This is a genomic window from Silvimonas sp. JCM 19000 (genome assembly GCF_054652575.1).
The window spans coordinates 219,565-237,109 of the sequence record NZ_BAAIHC010000002.1; the positions used below are offsets into that span (position 1 = coordinate 219,565).

Sequence of the window (17,545 nt, forward strand, 5' to 3'; positions counted from 1 at the left end):
GGCCGGTCCAACCGTCCGCTACGGCCGCCTTGGTCTCATAACCGGAAACGCGCTACCGATTGATGCAGCGCCGCCGACAATCGCTCCAGCTCGGCCACATTCTGATTGGCCACCTGGACCGAGTGCACCGCGCTTTCCACCATTTGCGCAATTTTCTCCACATTATTGGCGACGGTATTGCTGGCCAGGCTTTGCTCGGCCGCGGCATTGGCCACATCGCGCACGCGTTCCAGGCTGGCGTTGGCGCCGTGGTTGATTTCGCGCAGGGCCGTGGCGGCCTTGCGTGACATTTCCACACTGCCGGTCACCAGCGGCGTAACGGCCTGCATGCTTTTGACCGCGTCGGCAGTGTCGCTGCGGATGCGTTGCACCATCTGATTGATCTGCGCGGTGGCTTGCGTCGTACGCTCGGCCAGTTTGCGTACTTCGTCCGCCACTACGGTAAAGCCGCGACCTTGTTCGCCGGCGCGGGCGGCCTCGATGGCCGCGTTGAGGGCCAACAGATTGGTCTGATCGGCAATGTCCTTGATCTGCGCCGACATACCTTCAATCTCGCGCGAGCGCTCGGCTAGGCCCACAATCAGCTCGGCCGCATGCGTCACATCACCGAGCAAATCGTGGATCTGGCTGGATACCTGGGTAACCAGTGCGTCGCCCTGATCGGCCAGTTCGGTGGTGCGGGCGGAGTTGTGTTCGGTTTCGCGCGCGCTAAGCGAAATTTGATCAATGCTGACCGACATTTGCTCGATGGCCGCGGCGGTAGAGGCGGTGGCGTCGGATGACTGGCGCGAGGATAAATGGATATGGCTCATTTCGCTGGTCAAGCTGCCCGCCGCCAGCGACAACGCGGCTTCGCCCTGCTGGATGCCGGTAATCATGGCGCGCAGGCTTTCCTGCATGGTGGCGATGGCGCCGAGCAAACTCTGGCTGCTGCCGCGCACGCCCAGCTGATGGCTAAGGTCGCCCGCAGCAATCTTTAGCGCGGCCTGGCGCGCGTATTCGGGCTCACCGCCCAATTGCAGATAAATGCGCCGCGACATCTGCACCGCCAGCCCGGTCACCGCCAGCAACGACACTCCGCCGATCACCATAAAATGCCAAACCAGGCGCCACCAGGCTTGATCGATATCGTCAACAAATACGCCAAAGCCGATCAGCCAGCCCCAGCCTTCCACCTGGGTTACGCCGTTGATTTTGGGGGCAAGCGCGCTGCTGGCCGAGCGCTTGCTCATGTCATTGAAGAAGGCGAAATCGGTGCTCTGCAATTGATAGAGGTATTCCTCCACATTGCGGCGACCGCTGGGCAGTGGCGCACCCCAATCCACTTTGCCTATCACCTGCGGATTGGGGTGGACCAGGCCCACCGCATCTTTGGTGCGGGCCCACAGATAGAGCTTGCCATCGCGTAAGCCTTCAAGCGCGGCAATGGCCCGGGCTTGCGCTTCTGCATGCGACAGTTTCCCTTGTTTTTCCTGCGTCTGATACATGCTGACTTGTTGCCTTGCGAGGCCCAGTACCGCGCGGATTTCTTCGTGGCGATCGGCCAGCATGGTGCTGTGCAAAGTCTGCAAAGCAAACAGGGCCACCACATTCAGGCCCAGGATGGCGATCCCTACGATCACCGCGAGCCGTGTTGATAATTTCAATGGAGTTACTCCGAAACGTGTACCGAAAGACCTGCACACGGCCAGCACCGAGCGTGTTGGCAGTGCGTCAGGATGTTGCGTCCGGAGCCATTGTTGATCGACCTTTGCCTGAGCAATCTGACAAAAATCAAGGAATATTACGGCAGATTACGATAATTGCCGGCCACTCCAGCCATGCCCAAGCCCGGCATCCATGCCCCGCAGGCGGGCGTCTTGTTGTTTTCCTTCCACTGCAAATCATCATCTCGACAATGTTTGATCCAGGTCAGATGTAACCGGTCCTGAAGAGCCTACAAATGCGCTGTCATTCTGATATATCACATCACCCAACTTGATATATCAGGAGCGCAAGGCCGCGATTTTACTGGATTGCAGCCTTGCTCCATCACATCGAGGAGGCTGTATGACTGCATTTATGGACAAGGATTTTCTGCTGGATACCGACGTGGCCCAGCGGCTGTATCACGAAGTGGCAGCCGACTTACCTATCATCGATTACCACTCCCATCTGCAGCAAAGCGAGATCGCCAGCCGCAAGAAATTCCGCAATATCGCCGAGCTCTGGTTGGGTGGTGACCATTACAAGTGGCGCTTGATGCGTAGTGCTGGTGTAAGCGAAGACTTTGTTACCGGTAAACGCACTGACGAAGAAAAATTCCGCGCGTTCTGCAAAGTGCTGCCGCTGGCCATCGGCAATCCGATCTATCACTGGAGCCATCTGGAACTGCGCCGCATTTTCGGAATTGATCTGCTGATCAACGAGCAGAACGCCGCACAAATCTGGGAGCGTGCCAACGCCAGGCTGGCGGAGATGGATACCTGGGCCTTTCTGGAACAAGCCGGGGTCGAGGTGGCATGTACCACCGATGACCCGGCCGACGATCTGGCCCAACATGCCGCCATCAAACAGATGGCGCTTAAAACCCGCGTGCTGCCGGCTTATCGGCCCGATAAAGCCATGCGCATCAATCAGCAAGGTTTTGTCGAATACCTCGGCACGCTGGGCCGGGTGGCAGATGTGGAAATCCGCAGTTTCTCCGCGCTGATCACGGCGCTGGCCAAGCGAGTGACCTTCTTTCACCAGCAAGGCGCGCGCATCTCCGATCACGCGGTGGATGTGGCGCTGCCGGTCACCGCCTTGCCCGCCGAACAGATTGAAGCGCTGTTCCAGAAACGCCTGGGCGGCACGTTGCTAAGCGACGCTGAAGTCGCGCAATACGTGCTGGCCGTGCTGACCGGCCTCGGCCGCGTCTACGCCCAACATGACTGGGCGATGTGTCTGCATATCGGCGCGCAACGCAATAACAGCAGCCGCATGATGGCGCGGCTGGGGGCTGATACCGGTTATGACTCGATCTCGGATATGAGTTGTAGCGCTGGCCTGGCCGCCTTGCTCGACACGCTGGACCGCGAACAACGCCTGCCCAAAACCATGCTGTTCTGCCTGAACCCCGGCATGAACGAAATCCTGTCGACGCTGATCGGCAATTACCAGGACGGCTCCATCGCCGGCAAGTTGCAGTACGGCCCGGCCTGGTGGTTCAACGACCACAAAGAAGGCAATTTGCAGCAGCTGATTACCCTGGCCAATCACGGTGTGCTGGGGACTTCGGTGGGCATGGTCACTGATTCGCGCAGCTTTGCTTCTTATCCCCGCCACGATTACTTCCGCCGCTTGTTGTGCCGCCAGTTGGGGCAGTGGGTGGCCGCCGGTGAGTTCCCCGCTGACTTTGCGGCGCTGAGCACCGTGGTGCGCGGTATTTGCTACGAGAACGCCAAGCGCTATTTCGCGCTGTAACCCGGCGTTGCGGCGGCCATACGCCGCCGCAACGCCGCACCCAACCAGGCTGAGAGGGCCAAGGGCTATGCAAAAAATACTCTGCATCCACCCGGACGACGACATGTTGGTGGCGCTGGTCGATCTGGCCGCGGGCGAGTTGGTGACGTGGGAAGGCGATGCCATCCTGATCAACACGCCGGTTGCTGCCAAACACAAATTTGCCCGCCGCAATCTGGCGCAAGGCGACTTGCTCAAGCTGTATGGCGTGCCGGTCGGCAAGGCCGTGGTAGCGATCAAGCGCGGCGAAGTAGTCACCACCGACAACCTGCAGCATTACGCCGCCGAAGTTGAAATCACCGCCACCGCACCGTACCAATGGCATGCGCCCGATATGCAGCGCTGGCAAGGCGCCACGTTTGAGGGCGTGGTGCGGGCGGATGGTCGGGTGGGCACGGCCAATTACTGGCTGATTTTTCCGCTGGTGTTCTGCGAAAACCGCAATGTCGAACATCTGCGCAACGCGCTGGAAGGGCCGCTCGGCTATGCCAGCAATGATCTGGCCGCCTATACCCTGGCCTTGCTGGGCGAAGAAATGGAGGCGCCGCCGCGCGCCGTTACCCGCCCGTTTGCCAACGTGGATGGCGTACGCATCATCACGCACGCCGGTGGCTGTGGCGGCACCCGCGCCGATGCCCGTTCGCTCTGCCGCGTGCTGGCGGCCTATGCCGATCATCCCAATGTGGCTGGCATTACCGTGTTCAGCCTTGGCTGTCAGAACGCGCAGATCAGCATGTTCCAGGACGCGCTGAAAGCCCGCAATCCGGACTTCGCCAAGCCCTGTCTGATCTATGAGCAGCAAAAGTGGGAAAGCGAAGACGCGATGATGAAGGCCGTGTTGCAAGACACGCTCAACGGCCTCAAGGCCGCCAATGCGGTGGTGCGCCAACCGGTGCCGCTGTCCGAGCTGAAGATCGGCGTGAAATGCGGGGGCTCGGATGGCTTTTCTGGCTTGTCGGCCAATCCGGCCATGGGCCTGGTGTCGGACATGGTGGTCGCGCTGGGGGGCGCTTCGATCCTGGCGGAGTTTCCCGAGCTGTGTGGCGTGGAAGCCAGCCTGATCGAGCGTTGCCAGCACGACGACGACAAGCGGCGTTTCCTTGGCATGATGCGCGACTTTGAAGCCAAAGCGCTGGCCGTGGGCACCAGCTTCGCCGCCAACCCCAGCCCCGGCAATATCCGCGATGGCCTGATCACCGATGCCATCAAATCAGCCGGCGCGGCCAAAAAAGGCGGCACCTCGCCCATCGTGGCGGTGCTTGATTACGCCGAGCCCGCGGCTCAGCCGGGCTTGTCTTTGCTGTGTACGCCGGGCGGCGATGTCGAATCGGTGACCGGCATCGTGGCCTCGGGCGCCAATGTGGTGTTGTTTTCCACCGGCCTCGGCACCCCGACCGGCAATCCCGTCGTGCCGGTGCTGAAGATCGCCACCAATAGCACGGTGGCAAGCCGCCTCAAAGACATGATCGATTTTGATTGTGGCCCGGTGATTAGCGGCACGCCGTTGCCGGACGTGGCCGAAGACCTGTTCAAGCTGGTGGTGCAAACCGCCGCAGGCCAATACCGCGTCAAAGCCGACCGATTGCAGCAATACGATTTTATTTTCTGGAAGCGTGATATCTCGCTTTAGCCGAGTATCCCGGAGGACTTATGCAACAACTTGATCGAACTCAACCTAATACCTCGCCGATTCGTTTTGTGCAATTTGGTGAAGGTAATTTCCTGCGTGCCTTTATCGATTGGCAAATTGATCTGTTGAATGAACGCACTGGCCTGGATGCCAGTGTGGTTATTGTGCGGCCCATTGCACGCCCGGATATGCCTTTGTTGAATACCCAAGGCGGGGTGTACACCACTTTGATTCGCGGTCTGAATGAAACGGGCGTACCGGTCAAAGAATATCGGCAGATACAGTGCGTTAAAGGGGAAATCGATGCCACCGCGCGCTGGAATGACGTATTGGCTTTGGCGCACGCCCCTGCGCTGCGCTTTGTGGTTTCCAATACCACGGAGGCGGGCATCTGCATCAATAACGTGGATGGCTTCGAAGATTTTCCGCCGGCCAGTTTTCCCGCCAAATTAACCCGCTTTCTGTTTGAGCGTTATCGCCATTTTGAGGCTGCAGCCGATAAAGGCCTGGTGCTATTACCCTGCGAATTGATAGACCACAATGGCGCAGCACTGAAAAGCGCGGTGCAGCATTTTGCCGGCTTATGGAAACTGGGCGACGGCTTTAATGCCTGGCTGGATAGCGCTTGCACGTTTTGTTCGACGCTGGTGGACCGGATTGTCACGGGTTATCCCACCAGCGAAATCAGCGCGATTGAACGCGAAATGGGCTATTCCGATCAATTTCTGGTCACCGCCGAATACTTTTATCTGTTTGTGATTGAAGGCCCGGCCTGGCTGGCCGACGAATTGAAACTGGCCGGTGCTGATCTGAATATCCAGTTGGTTGATGACATCACCCCGTATAAGCAGCGCAAGGTGGGCGTGCTGAACGGCGGTCATACCAGCATGGTGCCGGTGGCCCTGCTGGCCGGGCTTGATACCGTGGGTGCCGCCCTGGAAGACCCTTTGGTCAGCCGCTTTCTGCTGCAAACGCTGGACCAGGAAATCATTCCGGCGCTGCCCTTGCCGCGCGCCGAACTCGACCCCTTTGCTGCAGATGTGTTGCTGCGTTTTCGCAATCCCTATATCCAGCACCGGCTTGAATCAATTTCACTAAACAGCTGGAGCAAATTTGCCGCGCGCGTAATGCCGCAATTGCTGCAATACCAGCGCGCCCACGGTGTGTTGCCACAACGGCTGGTGATTTCCCTGGCCGCCAATATGCTGTTGTACCGCGGCGTAATGCTGAAATTGGCGGATGACCAGGCGCATTTGCTCTGGTTTGAAGAAGCCTGGGAGAAATTCCGTACCCATCGCATTACTTTCTCTGAAATCGCCCAAGGCTGGCTGGCGAATAAAGCGCTGTGGGCTGCCGATTTGAATGAGGTACCACAACTGACCGAAACGCTGGCAAATACTTTGCAATTCATTGATATAAACGGGGTTCGCAAAGTATTGACCGAATTAGAATCAGAAAATTCCTGAAATAAAGTGAAGTCTGGAAAAACGCAATTTCACGCGCCGGTATTAAAAAGCCGGTGCGTGATAAAAAAATGCAATAGCGTCAGGCATACATAAGAGGCCGCGGTTGCCATCAGGCAACCAGCAACCCGAATCCAGTTTTGAAAGGCAGATACACCGGCAAAGACCGGTTAATTGCCAGCTTGCAAAACTTAAAGGTGCGAGGAAAAAATCATGGGTAAAGTCAAAGGAATGCGCTGGTGGATGGTCGGGATGGTCACGGCCGGATTGATCGTGAATTATCTGGCGCGAAATACATTATCGGTGGCTGCGCCGACAATGATGCATGACCTGCATATGACGACGAAAGAATATTCATATGTAGTGGTGGCATGGCAAGCGTGTTACGCCCTGATGCAACCGGTAGCGGGTTATATCCTGGATGCAATTGGCACAAAAATTGGGTTTGCGATATTTGCATGCGCGTGGTCAATTGCCTGCGCCGCCGCCGCTTTTGCGGGTAACTGGCAAGGCCTGGCCGTGTTCCGTGGCATGTTGGGCTTGACCGAGGCGGCAGGGATACCCGCCGGGGTTAAAGCCACCACCGAATGGTTTCCGGCCAAAGAACGCTCGGTTGCCATAGGCTGGTTCAATATCGGCTCGTCGATAGGCGCGCTGCTGGCGCCGCCCTTGGTGGTCTGGGCCATTATGGCTGGCAGTTGGGAATGGGCCTTTGTGATTGTGGGCGTGTTGGGTGGCGTCTGGACCGCATTGTGGATGCTGTTCTACAAACATCCCAAACATCAGAAAGCGCTGTCGGATAGCGAACGCGAATACATTCTGGCGGGCCAGGAAGCGCAATATCGCGACGAATCCAGTGCCGCTGCCGCGCCCAAGGCGCGTTGGACCGAGATTGTCAAAAGCCGCAATTTCCGCGCCATTGCCATCCCGCGTTTTTTGTCTGAACCGGCCTGGCAAACCTTTAATGCCTGGATTCCGCTGTATATGGCCACTGAACGCCATATGAATCTGAAAGAAATTGCCATGTTTGCCTGGTTGCCCTTCCTGGCTGCCGATCTGGGTTGTGTATTGGGCGGTTATCTCAGCCCGTTCTTCCACAAGTATTGCAATGTGCCGCTGTTTACCTCGCGCAAGCTGGTGATGATTACCGGTGCTGTTTGCATGGTGGGCCCGGCATGTATTGGCCTGGTGAGCAGCCCGTACACCGCCATTGCCTTGCTGTGCGTGGGTGGTTTTGCGCATCAGACTTTATCGGGCGCGTTGTATGCCATTACTTCTGACATGTTTGGCAAAAATGAAGTCGCCACTGCGACTGGCCTGGGCGGTATGTGTGGCTATCTGGGGGCAACCATCTTTACGCTGTTCTTTGGCGTGCTGGTTACGCAAGTTGGCTATAGCCCGCTGTTTGTGTTGTTGGCGATTTTCGATGTAATTGCCGCCATCACCCTGTGCGTATTGGCGCGCGAACGTAGCACCCCGGCCGTCGTGAGCATGCCGCATGCGGCCATGCCTTTGGCTGCCAAATAAAAGCCTGAGCCAAAAAAACGAGGGTAGAGGAGATAAGCAAAACGCCCGCTGAATTAATCAGCGGGCGTTTTGTTTTTGCGGCTTGGCGCGTAAAGCCAGCGCGCGTGGACGTCTTGCAATCTAGCCCGTCGCGTGCGTTAACGCGGGGTGGTGCTGGGCAAATGCGCAATAAAGTATTCCGGACGCATGGTGCGGGTGACTTCGAGGATAGGCAGTACGTGATCCAGATGCGCGCGCATGGCGGCGGTGGCTGCGGCGCCGTCGTTGTTGGCAATGGCGCTGACCACGGCTTCATGCTCGTCCACTACGCCTTCCATCCGACCTGGCATCGGCAAGGTCAGCCGCCGATAGCGATCGATCTGCGTCTTGGCCTGCAGCACCATCGGCCACACGCCAGGATGGCCCGAAATCTCGGCCAGCGCGGCGTGAAATGCTTCGTCGCCATGATGGAAACCGCGGGTATCGCCGTCCTGGGCGCAGCGGCGTTGCTGTTTGAGCATGTCTTGCAGGCGCAGGATTTGCTGCGCATCGGCGCGCTCGGCCGCTTTGGCCGCGATCGCCAACTCCAGCGCGGTGCGCACCAGCATGGCTTCTTCCAATGTATCTAGCGGAATGCGCGCCACAAACGTGCCCACGCGCGGCATGATTTCGATCAAGCCTTCATCCGCTAACCGTTGCACCGCCTCATGCACCGGGGTGCGGCTGGTGCCGTGGGCGATGGCGATGTCCTTTTCATTGATACGGGTGCCCGGCAACAGCGTCATATCGACGATTTGCTGGCGTAAATCCTGATATACCCGGCGCGCTGCGCTGGGTTGCAGTGCTGTTTTATCGGCTGCTGCGGCCGGCTGGCTGGACGCCTTCATAAGAGTTGGTCCGGTGAGGATGGAATGGGGCAGCGACTGGCGATCGAGCGCCGCACTCAATCAGTCCGCGATGTTTTACGACATCAGGCGCGGCGCGCGCCCGACGGCCATTTTACGATAAGCGCCCTGCGGCGCAGCAACCGCCACGGCAACGCAGTAGCGGCTTGAGCGGGAGCAGGGCGGCGGCCGGGGTTACAGCTGAATGCTCGGCATCGCAGTCGGCGCAATAATCGCACCGCGATGGCGGATGACTGTGCCGGCTACGGTGTTGCCGGTTTCCGCCGCACTGATCACATCGTGGCCGCACAAACGCGCCGCCAGATAACCTGCAGCAAACGAATCGCCCGCAGCCGTGGTATCGACCACATGCGCCACCGGGGCGGGCGGGATCGACACCGGCGCGTGGCCGGCCAGGCGCACCAGCGTATCGGCACCGCCTTGCTTGACCACCACTTCGGGCGTGGGCAGCGCCCAGACCTGCGCCAGCGCGTCTTGCAGCGTCATCGCTTCGGCCTGCATGGCGGTGTGGTCATCCAGGGTGATCAGCGCGATATCAGATTGGGCAAAGGCCCGCGCGTACCAGCTACGCGCTTCTGCACTATCGGGCCACAGCCGCGCCCGATAATTGTTGTCGAACACCACTTTGCCGCCGTTGGCGCGCACCGCTTGCGCCGCCGCCAGCAGACGTTCGCGCCCGGCGGTGGGCAGTATGGCCAGGCTGATGCCGCTGAAATACAGCACGTCGAGCGTGCTCAATTCGAGCTCCAGCGCACTGATTTCGGTATCAAAATAAGCCCGCGCCGCACTGCTGTCGCGCCAGTAACTAAAGGTGCGTTCGCCCGCCGCATCCACCTGGATCATATACAGGCCAGGCACCCGGCCCGGCAGGCGTGAAACCAGATGGGTATCGATGTTTTCAGCCTGCCACGCGTCCAGCATGGCCTGGCTATGCCGGTCATCCCCCAGTGCGGTGACATAACTGACCTCGGCCGGATGGCCCGCCAGCATGCGCGCCAGGTAAATGGCGGTATTGAGGGTGTCGCCGCCAAAACTACGGCGCAATTGGCCGCCCACTTGTTCCTGTAGTTCAATCATGCATTCGCCAAACAAGGCAATGCGCTGGATGGATTTCATGGTTGAGCGTCCTTGTGATTCCTGACTGAAAAGGGGCCGCGGGCAGCGCAAGATCTGCGCAGCGCGGCGAGCTAGCGCTATAGTGCGACAAGCCACAAATCCGGCGCTGATCCTGATCAAAGTCTTTAGAATTGCCCGCACCTGGTTTCGATTTATTGCCGAAAATCGGCGCATATTCCGGCCAAATAAAAAAACCGGAATACCGCGCCGGCAGCTTGCGCTGGCCAACGTGATATTCCGGTTGTTGTTGCTACAAAAAACCTCAGAAGCGTGCGATCAAACCCACGCCCACAGCACGCGGGCTATCGCCGGGTGCCAGATAGGCCGAAGAACTGCCCGAATTATTGCTGTAAACCGGGGCTTGCCCAAAATTGACGTTTTGCAACGCGTTATTCTTGATGTCGGTGTAATAGATATACGTTGAGATAAAGCGGTTGAAGTTATATTGCGCGCCTATGGCCCATTGTTTTGCGGCGTAATCGTCGCTGCTACCGGTGGTGGCATTGCTCAGACCGCCCAGTTTGGCATAGGCAATCTTTAATGTGACATCGTCCCGGATATCTTGCGCGGCCGAGATCATCCAGTCGTTTTGCTTCATGCTGCCGTCGACACTGTTTTTGCTATAGCCGTAACTGGCCCGTTCTACGCCCACGCCGACGTAGGTTTTGCTGGTAAAGGTATAAGAAGCCACCGCCTTATAAAACGAAGTGTCGACATTGTTCACCGCGCCAGTACTGAAGCCGGTGCCCTTGGCGATGTTGTCCACCAGCACGCCAGTATTGGCTTGCCGATCATAGCCGAGGCCCACCTGCAGCCCGCTCACGCTATATTTGGCGCCCAGCGAATAACGTTCGCGATTGCTACCGCTGCTTTGCGATTCATCAAAACCATACGAACCAGCAAACTGAAAACCGCTGAGGAAAGGCGAGAAGTAATGAACCGAGTTCTTCATACGCGATTCACCGCGACTGAAAATACTGTTTGAATTACCGGTCATTTGCGCGGTGGTGTTATTAAACAAATCCAGGCCATTCACGCTGAGGCCGAGGTTGCCGCCCAGCTGGCCACCGGAACCCACCAGGCTGCGATAGGCCGAGTCGTTGTTGCCCGCAATCAAACGACCAAAACGCGTGTCATCAATGCCGATAAAGGAATTGCGCGATTCCAGCGTGGCGGAGCTGCCTTGATCATTAACGCCGCCATTCTCAAAGCTGTTCAAACCGCCTTCGAGCTGCCACACCGCTTTGGTGGTGGCATTAACCGGGATCGTGCCCGAAAAACCCAACCGTGAATTACCATCTGACACCCGCCCGCGACTATCGTAAGGCGTAGCACCGCCTTCGGCTCTCACTGATTCAACTTGCGCATTCAAAAAGCCGTATACCTTGGTTTCGATCTTTAAATCGCCGATGGTGGCCGTGCCCAGATCAGCCGCATGGGCCATGCTGGACAGCGCTGTAAATACCGTTGCACCGAGCACCAGCATTGTTTTTAGATTGCAGTAGTCGACCTTCTTCATTTTTTTGACTCCCCGATTAAATGGTTTATTGCTATTCATTAAATAAAGACGAACGCATTGTTAAATTTAGCGCGCACAAATCCCCGCCCGTTAAATTAAACGGAAATTAAATACGAGGCGTGTTTAAGGTGTGCGGTGCCCGGAAACGGCTACCCGCTTGATCCGGCGGTATTATCCATATTGGCCCTTACTCGGTTTGTTATCTTATTTGTGATATATCAGAATGACGGGCCTAATATATCAGCGGGCACGCAGGGCAATAACTGATCTAGCGCAAACAATAATTCGATAGGGGCGTGGAATTGCAAGAACGGGTTTTAATGCAACAGTGCTGGCTTGGCACAGCGCTTACGGTGCGCAATTGCGAATCTATATGTCCGGATTTTGTAATTTAAATTCGGGATTTTTTGCTGGAAATGAACGGTAACTACGGAATTGACCCGCAATAAAATCAGCACCAAGCCAACTGGCACGCCACCTGGACGCCTTCGTGCGCTTCGGTCTTGATGTAGTAGCGAGCGATCCCCGGTGCGTGCTCGTTAATCCTCATCCAGAGCAGCCGGCCAGGCCAGGGCCAAGGCGATGTCCGCGCTTGTTGCTGCGGCCGGTCAGTCTTTAAATGGATGCGAATTCATCGGGAAGACAACGCTGCCCCTGTCAGCCATGACAGCCACTCTTGAACCCAAAGAACAATCGCCGCAGCGTCGGCCTGCGTAGTGGCAGCTATCTTCAAACCTGTGCAGGTGGAACTTGCCGCTGTTCTTGATCGCGCCGCCGCATCAGTTGCGAAAGTGCAGACTTATGCTTTAACCGCCTCACGCTTGCGGGATGCATTTGCATAGAATTGCCGATGCGCTCATACCGCCTCGGGCAATCGCACAGAGATATCGGGCCGGACGCCAGGCTCGACATTGAAGTGAGTGTGGGTAACACAGACATCCGCGTTGTGGATGCAGGGCAGGACGCGATCATCAAGATCGAAAGGTTTTTATATACGCGTTATTGCTATCTGACCGGGAAAGTGATCAAGGTCAGTAATGATGCGGCACAGGATAAAAAGAAAGGCTTGATTTATCCGGCACGTGTGACATTGCCGACGAATCGAATTCATGTGGATAACAAATGGGTGAATCTGACACCGGGGATGAATGTGACGGTGGAGGTTAAAACCGGGAAGAGAAGAGTTGCGGAGTATTTTTTAAGTCCGCTGGTTGAATATGCGAGTGAGAGTTTGCGGGAGCGTTGATGGGGCGAAATTTCATGATTTTTATATAGACAGCAAACAAATTATTTTATATAAATTAGCCAAAGTTCTATAGAGAAATTTTATGGTAAAGTTTACGTATTTCAATATAGTAAAAAAAGAATGTATTTCGCCTTGGGTGGCGCTATTGTCACTGGGATTTTCCTTTTTTTTGTGATTGCGAATTTGGGTGGAATGATTGGTTATTTGCAAGATAAATGTGACGAGCTAGGTGCGTGCGGGAGCTGACAACAGACAAAAGCGACGTTGATCAATATTTCATATGAGAATTACACACAAAGTAAAAATATGAGAGATGTCTCAAATAAAAATTGCATCGCCTCTAATGTGACATATTCTTATCACGTAGCCAAAAATAAATTTGAGGGGCACGGAATTTATTTGGGCCCGGAGCCATGCGAGGGGTTTCCGAAAATAGATTTGCCAATTGGTACGGAAGTATCAATATATTTCAAGGTTGATTCGCCAGGTAAATCCGTGTTGCATCGCGAAATATTTGATAAATTTTATCTATTTGACTCAATTGTTTGGCTTGCATTTGCATTTCTTATCTTGTTTGTTTCAATGAAAATAAACTTCTTTTTTTCGAAAAATTAATGGAAATATAATAGATGTCAGCTTCAGATGATGTTGCGTCCCTTGTTTCCGATTTAATGCAAAGCTACTTTGCAGGAAGAGACGCGTTTGAGGATGTGGAGAGCAATAAAAAGCTTAGTGACAGTTTTCTTGATTTTTTGCAGCTCGTTAGCGCAGGGTTAAATGTTGTCTCTGACGTTAAAGCTGCCGTCCCGTATGCCGGAGGATTGGCAATGAGCTTAGGTGGGAGCCTGACAATATTTCAGGCGGGCAAGCTCTACATGGCGGTAAAAAACGGGGAATCCGTATCTTTAGACCAGATCGCTAATATTGCAAATGGAGCATCTACGACCATAAGCCAATATATTAACACCTTAAAAACCGGCGCTACGATTAATGCCGCAGGCGAGGTCGTTTCCGTGGGGCGGGCCGGACTAATGGCCAGCACCGCCGAGATTGCGCAAACGCTGAGCATCAATTAGTCAAGCCTGGCAGCAAGCCGGTGAAGCCTTTGGTTCTAGCGGCATTGGCTGCGCAATTAATTTGTCACATTTATCGAAATTAACCGGGAATGCATGAGAATAGTTAATATAATTATGTGTGTATTATTTTTAACAGGCTCCCTTGAAGTAAGTGGCGCTGAAGGCGTTGAAGGATCCGTCCCGCGGTCAATAAAGCAAATTGCAACACTGAATTCTTCTTCCTATATATCTGCGATCGCCTTGAGTCCGGATGGGAAGTATGTCGCATCATTAAGTGATCACGATTCAAATGTGGATCTCTGGGACGTAGAGAGAGCGCGATTGGTATCGACTATCGATATTGGGGGTAATGGATTTCCGGGAGGTCACAATATTGCCTGGACCACGGATGGAAAATACGTGGCTACCTGCGGGGGGCGTCCCGTCGCTTTTAGAATCTGGAACGTATCGACTGGGGAGGTCAGGGACGTTCTGATGGGGCCGGGCAGCGGTTGCAAGTCAATGTCTGCGTCTCCAGACGGGCAGCAATTTGCTATTTCATCAAGGAAAAGTACATTAATTTTTGATGTAAAAACCTGGACGGTTGAAAAAAGCTATGCATTTCAGCTGAGCTTCCCTGTATCCAATACACAAGTGAAATTTTCTCCAGATAGCCATATGGTTGCGATCTCTCAGGTTGGATTCTGGCCCCGCGACCTGCAAAGTGGGGTTGTGCTATGGAATATGAATGAGGACAAGCCTGGCGAACCATTTCATCCATTCGGAAATCAGCAGGCGGATATCCAAGATATTGATTTTTCGTCCGATGGAAAAGAATTGGTGATGGCGATAGGCCAAACAAGCAAAGATGCTATTACTGACCCCGTAATGATATGGGACATTAAAAGAGTTAGCCCCTCGCCGCGATTCACTCCCTTAAAACGGCGCGTATCCAGAATTCAATTTAGTCTCAACGGAAAGTCGCTGGTAGTAGCCGGGCGTGACAGAAATGGCGTAATCGATATTGTTAACATAAGCGACTCTAAAGTTATCGCGGAACTGACAGTGGGAAATTATATTAGTAGTATGGCGATTGGCCCTGGCGAAAATAAGTTTTGTGTTGCAAGCGGAAACAAAATTCTTATATTGGAATACTAATATGTCGTCTACATATAATTTTTCTTTTCGGCCGAACCAACTTTGGGTGTTCCCAGGTGGTTGATCCCGCTGCAATAACCGTTTTATGCTGTTCTTTTATGCAAACACACCCCAGCAGGGGCCGGAACAAACCTACGTTAGAAGGATGTATTAATGGTCAACGACACAACCACGCCTCTGGTCATTGATATTGCGTAGCGTTTTATATCTCTCGTTCGCGAAATTGACCCGACTTGGCGTAAGGCATATTTGCGATTTTGCCTGCGCGATTCAGTTTCTGAGGCGAAGGGTTTCTACGTGTTTGAATCAGGCGTCAATGTTATTGACGTCGTCAAGCACAAAGTTTTTTTTCCACCCGATCGCAAAAAAGGGTCAAGACCTTTTGGCTGCACCAGGCAAGGCGGAGGGTGTGTTCCTGCTGGTTATAGATTCAAACTTTGATTATGAAATCAAATTTGAGTATGAGGACTTGGATCGTTGGAAAATCAGCAAATTGGGTGGTGGGACAGGGGTGCCAGTCGGTATTGAGTAGCGATAGCTAGCGCAGGCGATGGTCATCTCAGAGAGTGCACTAGAATCTAGCTCATATATGCGGGTAGAAACGTGGGTAAATGATGGCACGAGCGGTTAACAAGCTATTTAAATCAGGGCCCAATGGTGAGTGGGTTCTCTCCAGGAGGTTTTGATGGGGTCTAGTTGGCAGGAGAAGGGCTGCAGTGTTTGCCGCGGCCTTTGGGAGACCGGGCGACCACCGCCTGAATTGGCTATCAACTATGAATTGCATTCACGACTACATTGCTGTGAAGTCTGCGGAACATACTGGGAGCAGGATGAACGCTTGGCCGATACCATCCAGGAGGGAGAAGCAAAAAAGCTTTACCCAAAGGCCTTCTCAAAAGGTGGCACGTAATGGAAGCGTTTAAACCGCTGAATGACTTCGAAGCAGGATTAGAGCGGGCGCAGAGCGGAAAGCTACAGATGCAGGATATCGTTAGGCACCTGTTGGTTTCGGATTTGGCTGTGCCAAGTGCAGCAGAGGTGATGGCGGATGGAACCGGCTTTGAGCCTTTGCTATTCCCAAAAGGTGACTTCTTTATGCTTGCCTGTTTCTCAGATAAACAGCGAATTGGTGACTTTGCGGCAATGGCACCTTATTGCATGGTGATGAAAGGCCGCGACCTCTTGCGACGCCTACCTGTAAGTTACGGTCTGGTTGTGAATCCTGGCGAGAAGGTGGGATTCGATATATCACCGGAGGGAGTTGCGCAAATCATCCGCGATTTCATTTAGCAAGCAGGTAACTGATTTTGGAAAAAACGCACCTGGATTTGCCAATTCAACATGAAGCAATGGCTTGGCCTCGTGGGTGCCCTGCATATGGTGTAGATGGTTTTATGCGTTAAGGGAAAGGATCTCCCTCTTCGTTGCAGATCCAGGAAATGCTGTTCGATGCCATTACCCGTTGCTCATGACTTAGGGTGGGATTCCGTGGCGCGGCATCTACAACAACGTGCAGACTGCCGTGGACCAGGTAGGCCGGGGCAAGGTGCGTGATGCAAATATCCGCTTCAGCGTTGGTCAGCCACTAAGCTGTTCCACGCCGAGTTCCGCAACGTGGCATGGAGTTGGGAAGAGGGCCAGATTAAGGAGGCGTCTGAGCAAGTCGCCATTGGCAATTTGCTGGCCCCGCTAAAACACTGGTTGGCCAGCCAATGTTCATCAAGCGAAAATTTAAATGTGGCTAGAAACGTGGGTAAGAAAACCCCAAACGCAAAAAAGCCCTGAGCAATCAGGGCTTTTTTAAATCCGGCTGGCGGAGAGAGGGGGATTCGAACCCCCGATAGGCTATTAACCTATACACGCTTTCCAGGCGTGCGACTTAAACCACTCATCCATCTCTCCGCGGAAGAGGCCGCACTATACGTCATCCCTACAAAATTGCCAAGCGCTTTTGCCGCAGACTGTCGCCGCTCATGCAATTGCAGCTTATTTGGGCTCGGAAATATCGCCTTTTACTCCAGGCTGTGTGATCCGAAGTCCTTGTAAATGCGCTGGTTTTTTCATTGGCCCAAGCGTTTTATATATATATGACCACTTTGAAGTGGGGGGCGGGTCTGGAGCAGGCTTGTCATGTGCATAAGAGCGGATGGCGCTGGTGTGGTGGTGGGCTTGCCCGCTCACGGTTGTGTCACCGGGCTATACCCATTCGCCGGCACGACTCATCGACAAGTGCGCTCGATTATCCTTGGCGCAACCTTGAATACCGATTTGATATTCGGCGGTGGGCCAGGCAGAAATTGACGTTGCCGACTCGATTATCAACAAACAGGAAATTAATTGTTGCCCCGCAGCAAATAGCCCAGCAATGGTGCGAAAAACCTCGCTTGTAGGCCATTCGGCTACGTTCTAATCCACGTTTCCAGGTATATCAAGCGGTCCGCATGCGGCGGTAGTATGCGCAGGC

General features: G+C 54.5%; 12 protein-coding genes and 1 tRNA gene. 8 read left to right on the plus strand and 5 right to left on the minus strand.

Annotated elements, in window-relative coordinates:
- Positions 1 to 35 precede the first annotated feature (35 nt).
- Positions 36 to 1,646 (minus strand): methyl-accepting chemotaxis protein, encoded by a 1,611-nt coding sequence (locus ACYQ1A_RS03400; protein WP_499360206.1) that lies wholly within the window; start codon positions 1,644 to 1,646, stop codon positions 36 to 38.
- A gap of 403 nt (positions 1,647 to 2,049) precedes the next feature.
- Here ACYQ1A_RS03400 and uxaC point away from each other — a divergent pair, with 403 nt between their 5' ends.
- The 4 genes from uxaC to ACYQ1A_RS03420 all read left to right on the plus strand — a co-directional run bounded on the left by uxaC (position 2,050) and on the right by ACYQ1A_RS03420 (position 8,103).
- A complete protein-coding gene (gene uxaC / locus ACYQ1A_RS03405; RefSeq protein WP_499360207.1) occupies positions 2,050 to 3,444 on the plus strand; it encodes a glucuronate isomerase in 1,395 nt (464 codons plus the stop codon).
- A gap of 67 nt (positions 3,445 to 3,511) precedes the next feature.
- A complete protein-coding gene (locus ACYQ1A_RS03410) occupies positions 3,512 to 5,113 on the plus strand; it encodes a UxaA family hydrolase (protein ID WP_499360209.1) in 1,602 nt (533 codons plus the stop codon).
- Positions 5,114 to 5,133: 20 nt separating this feature from the next.
- On the plus strand, positions 5,134 to 6,579 hold the full coding sequence (locus ACYQ1A_RS03415) for a tagaturonate reductase (protein WP_499360211.1): 1,446 nt from the start codon (positions 5,134 to 5,136) through the stop codon (positions 6,577 to 6,579).
- 249 nt (positions 6,580 to 6,828) lie between these two features.
- On the plus strand, positions 6,829 to 8,103 hold the full coding sequence (locus ACYQ1A_RS03420) for an MFS transporter (RefSeq protein ID WP_499360348.1): 1,275 nt from the start codon (positions 6,829 to 6,831) through the stop codon (positions 8,101 to 8,103).
- A gap of 137 nt (positions 8,104 to 8,240) precedes the next feature.
- On the opposite strand, the gene ACYQ1A_RS03425 is transcribed toward ACYQ1A_RS03420, so the two are convergent.
- The 3 genes from ACYQ1A_RS03425 to ACYQ1A_RS03435 all read right to left on the minus strand — a co-directional run bounded on the left by ACYQ1A_RS03425 (position 8,241) and on the right by ACYQ1A_RS03435 (position 11,622).
- Positions 8,241 to 8,969 (minus strand): GntR family transcriptional regulator, encoded by a 729-nt coding sequence (locus tag ACYQ1A_RS03425; protein ID WP_499360213.1) that lies wholly within the window; start codon positions 8,967 to 8,969, stop codon positions 8,241 to 8,243.
- Positions 8,970 to 9,161: 192 nt separating this feature from the next.
- Positions 9,162 to 10,103, minus strand: a complete 942-nt coding sequence (locus ACYQ1A_RS03430; RefSeq protein WP_499360214.1) for a sugar kinase — start codon at positions 10,101 to 10,103, stop codon at positions 9,162 to 9,164.
- Between the two features lie 262 nt (positions 10,104 to 10,365).
- Positions 10,366 to 11,622, minus strand: a complete 1,257-nt coding sequence (locus tag ACYQ1A_RS03435) for a porin (protein WP_499360216.1) — start codon at positions 11,620 to 11,622, stop codon at positions 10,366 to 10,368.
- Positions 11,623 to 12,472: 850 nt separating this feature from the next.
- On the opposite strand from ACYQ1A_RS03435, the gene ACYQ1A_RS03440 reads away from it, so the two are divergent.
- The 4 genes from ACYQ1A_RS03440 (at position 12,473) to ACYQ1A_RS03455 (ending at position 16,371) form a co-directional block, all read left to right on the plus strand.
- A complete protein-coding gene (locus tag ACYQ1A_RS03440) occupies positions 12,473 to 12,868 on the plus strand; it encodes a beta-barrel domain-containing protein (RefSeq protein WP_499360218.1) in 396 nt (131 codons plus the stop codon).
- Positions 12,869 to 13,497: 629 nt separating this feature from the next.
- Positions 13,498 to 13,944, plus strand: a complete 447-nt coding sequence (locus tag ACYQ1A_RS03445) for a hypothetical protein (protein WP_499360220.1) — start codon at positions 13,498 to 13,500, stop codon at positions 13,942 to 13,944.
- Positions 13,945 to 14,037: 93 nt separating this feature from the next.
- On the plus strand, positions 14,038 to 15,081 hold the full coding sequence (locus tag ACYQ1A_RS03450; protein ID WP_499360222.1) for a WD40 repeat domain-containing protein: 1,044 nt from the start codon (positions 14,038 to 14,040) through the stop codon (positions 15,079 to 15,081).
- 909 nt (positions 15,082 to 15,990) lie between these two features.
- Positions 15,991 to 16,371, plus strand: a complete 381-nt coding sequence (locus tag ACYQ1A_RS03455) for an SseB family protein (protein WP_499360224.1) — start codon at positions 15,991 to 15,993, stop codon at positions 16,369 to 16,371.
- Between the two features lie 521 nt (positions 16,372 to 16,892).
- Here ACYQ1A_RS03455 and ACYQ1A_RS03460 read toward each other — a convergent pair.
- Positions 16,893 to 16,983: transfer RNA gene (locus ACYQ1A_RS03460), tRNA-Ser, on the minus strand.
- Between the last annotated feature and the right edge of the window lie 562 nt (positions 16,984 to 17,545).

Excerpts from the sequence above, each read along its gene's own strand:
- ACYQ1A_RS03445 (WP_499360220.1), top strand. The coding sequence starts at position 13,498 with ATGTCAGCTTCAGATGATGTTGCGTCCCTTGTTTCCGATTTAATGCAA.
- ACYQ1A_RS03450 (WP_499360222.1), top strand. The coding sequence starts at position 14,038 with ATGAGAATAGTTAATATAATTATGTGTGTATTATTTTTAACAGGCTCC.
- ACYQ1A_RS03435 (WP_499360216.1), bottom strand. The coding sequence starts at position 11,622 with ATGAAGAAGGTCGACTACTGCAATCTAAAAACAATGCTGGTGCTCGGT.
- ACYQ1A_RS03415 (WP_499360211.1), top strand. The coding sequence starts at position 5,134 with ATGCAACAACTTGATCGAACTCAACCTAATACCTCGCCGATTCGTTTT.
- ACYQ1A_RS03440 (WP_499360218.1), top strand. The coding sequence starts at position 12,473 with ATGCGCTCATACCGCCTCGGGCAATCGCACAGAGATATCGGGCCGGAC.
- uxaC (WP_499360207.1), top strand. The coding sequence starts at position 2,050 with ATGACTGCATTTATGGACAAGGATTTTCTGCTGGATACCGACGTGGCC.
- ACYQ1A_RS03455 (WP_499360224.1), top strand. The coding sequence starts at position 15,991 with ATGGAAGCGTTTAAACCGCTGAATGACTTCGAAGCAGGATTAGAGCGG.
- ACYQ1A_RS03410 (WP_499360209.1), top strand. The coding sequence starts at position 3,512 with ATGCAAAAAATACTCTGCATCCACCCGGACGACGACATGTTGGTGGCG.
- ACYQ1A_RS03425 (WP_499360213.1), bottom strand. The coding sequence starts at position 8,969 with ATGAAGGCGTCCAGCCAGCCGGCCGCAGCAGCCGATAAAACAGCACTG.
- ACYQ1A_RS03430 (WP_499360214.1), bottom strand. The coding sequence starts at position 10,103 with ATGAAATCCATCCAGCGCATTGCCTTGTTTGGCGAATGCATGATTGAA.
- ACYQ1A_RS03420 (WP_499360348.1), top strand. The coding sequence starts at position 6,829 with ATGGTCACGGCCGGATTGATCGTGAATTATCTGGCGCGAAATACATTA.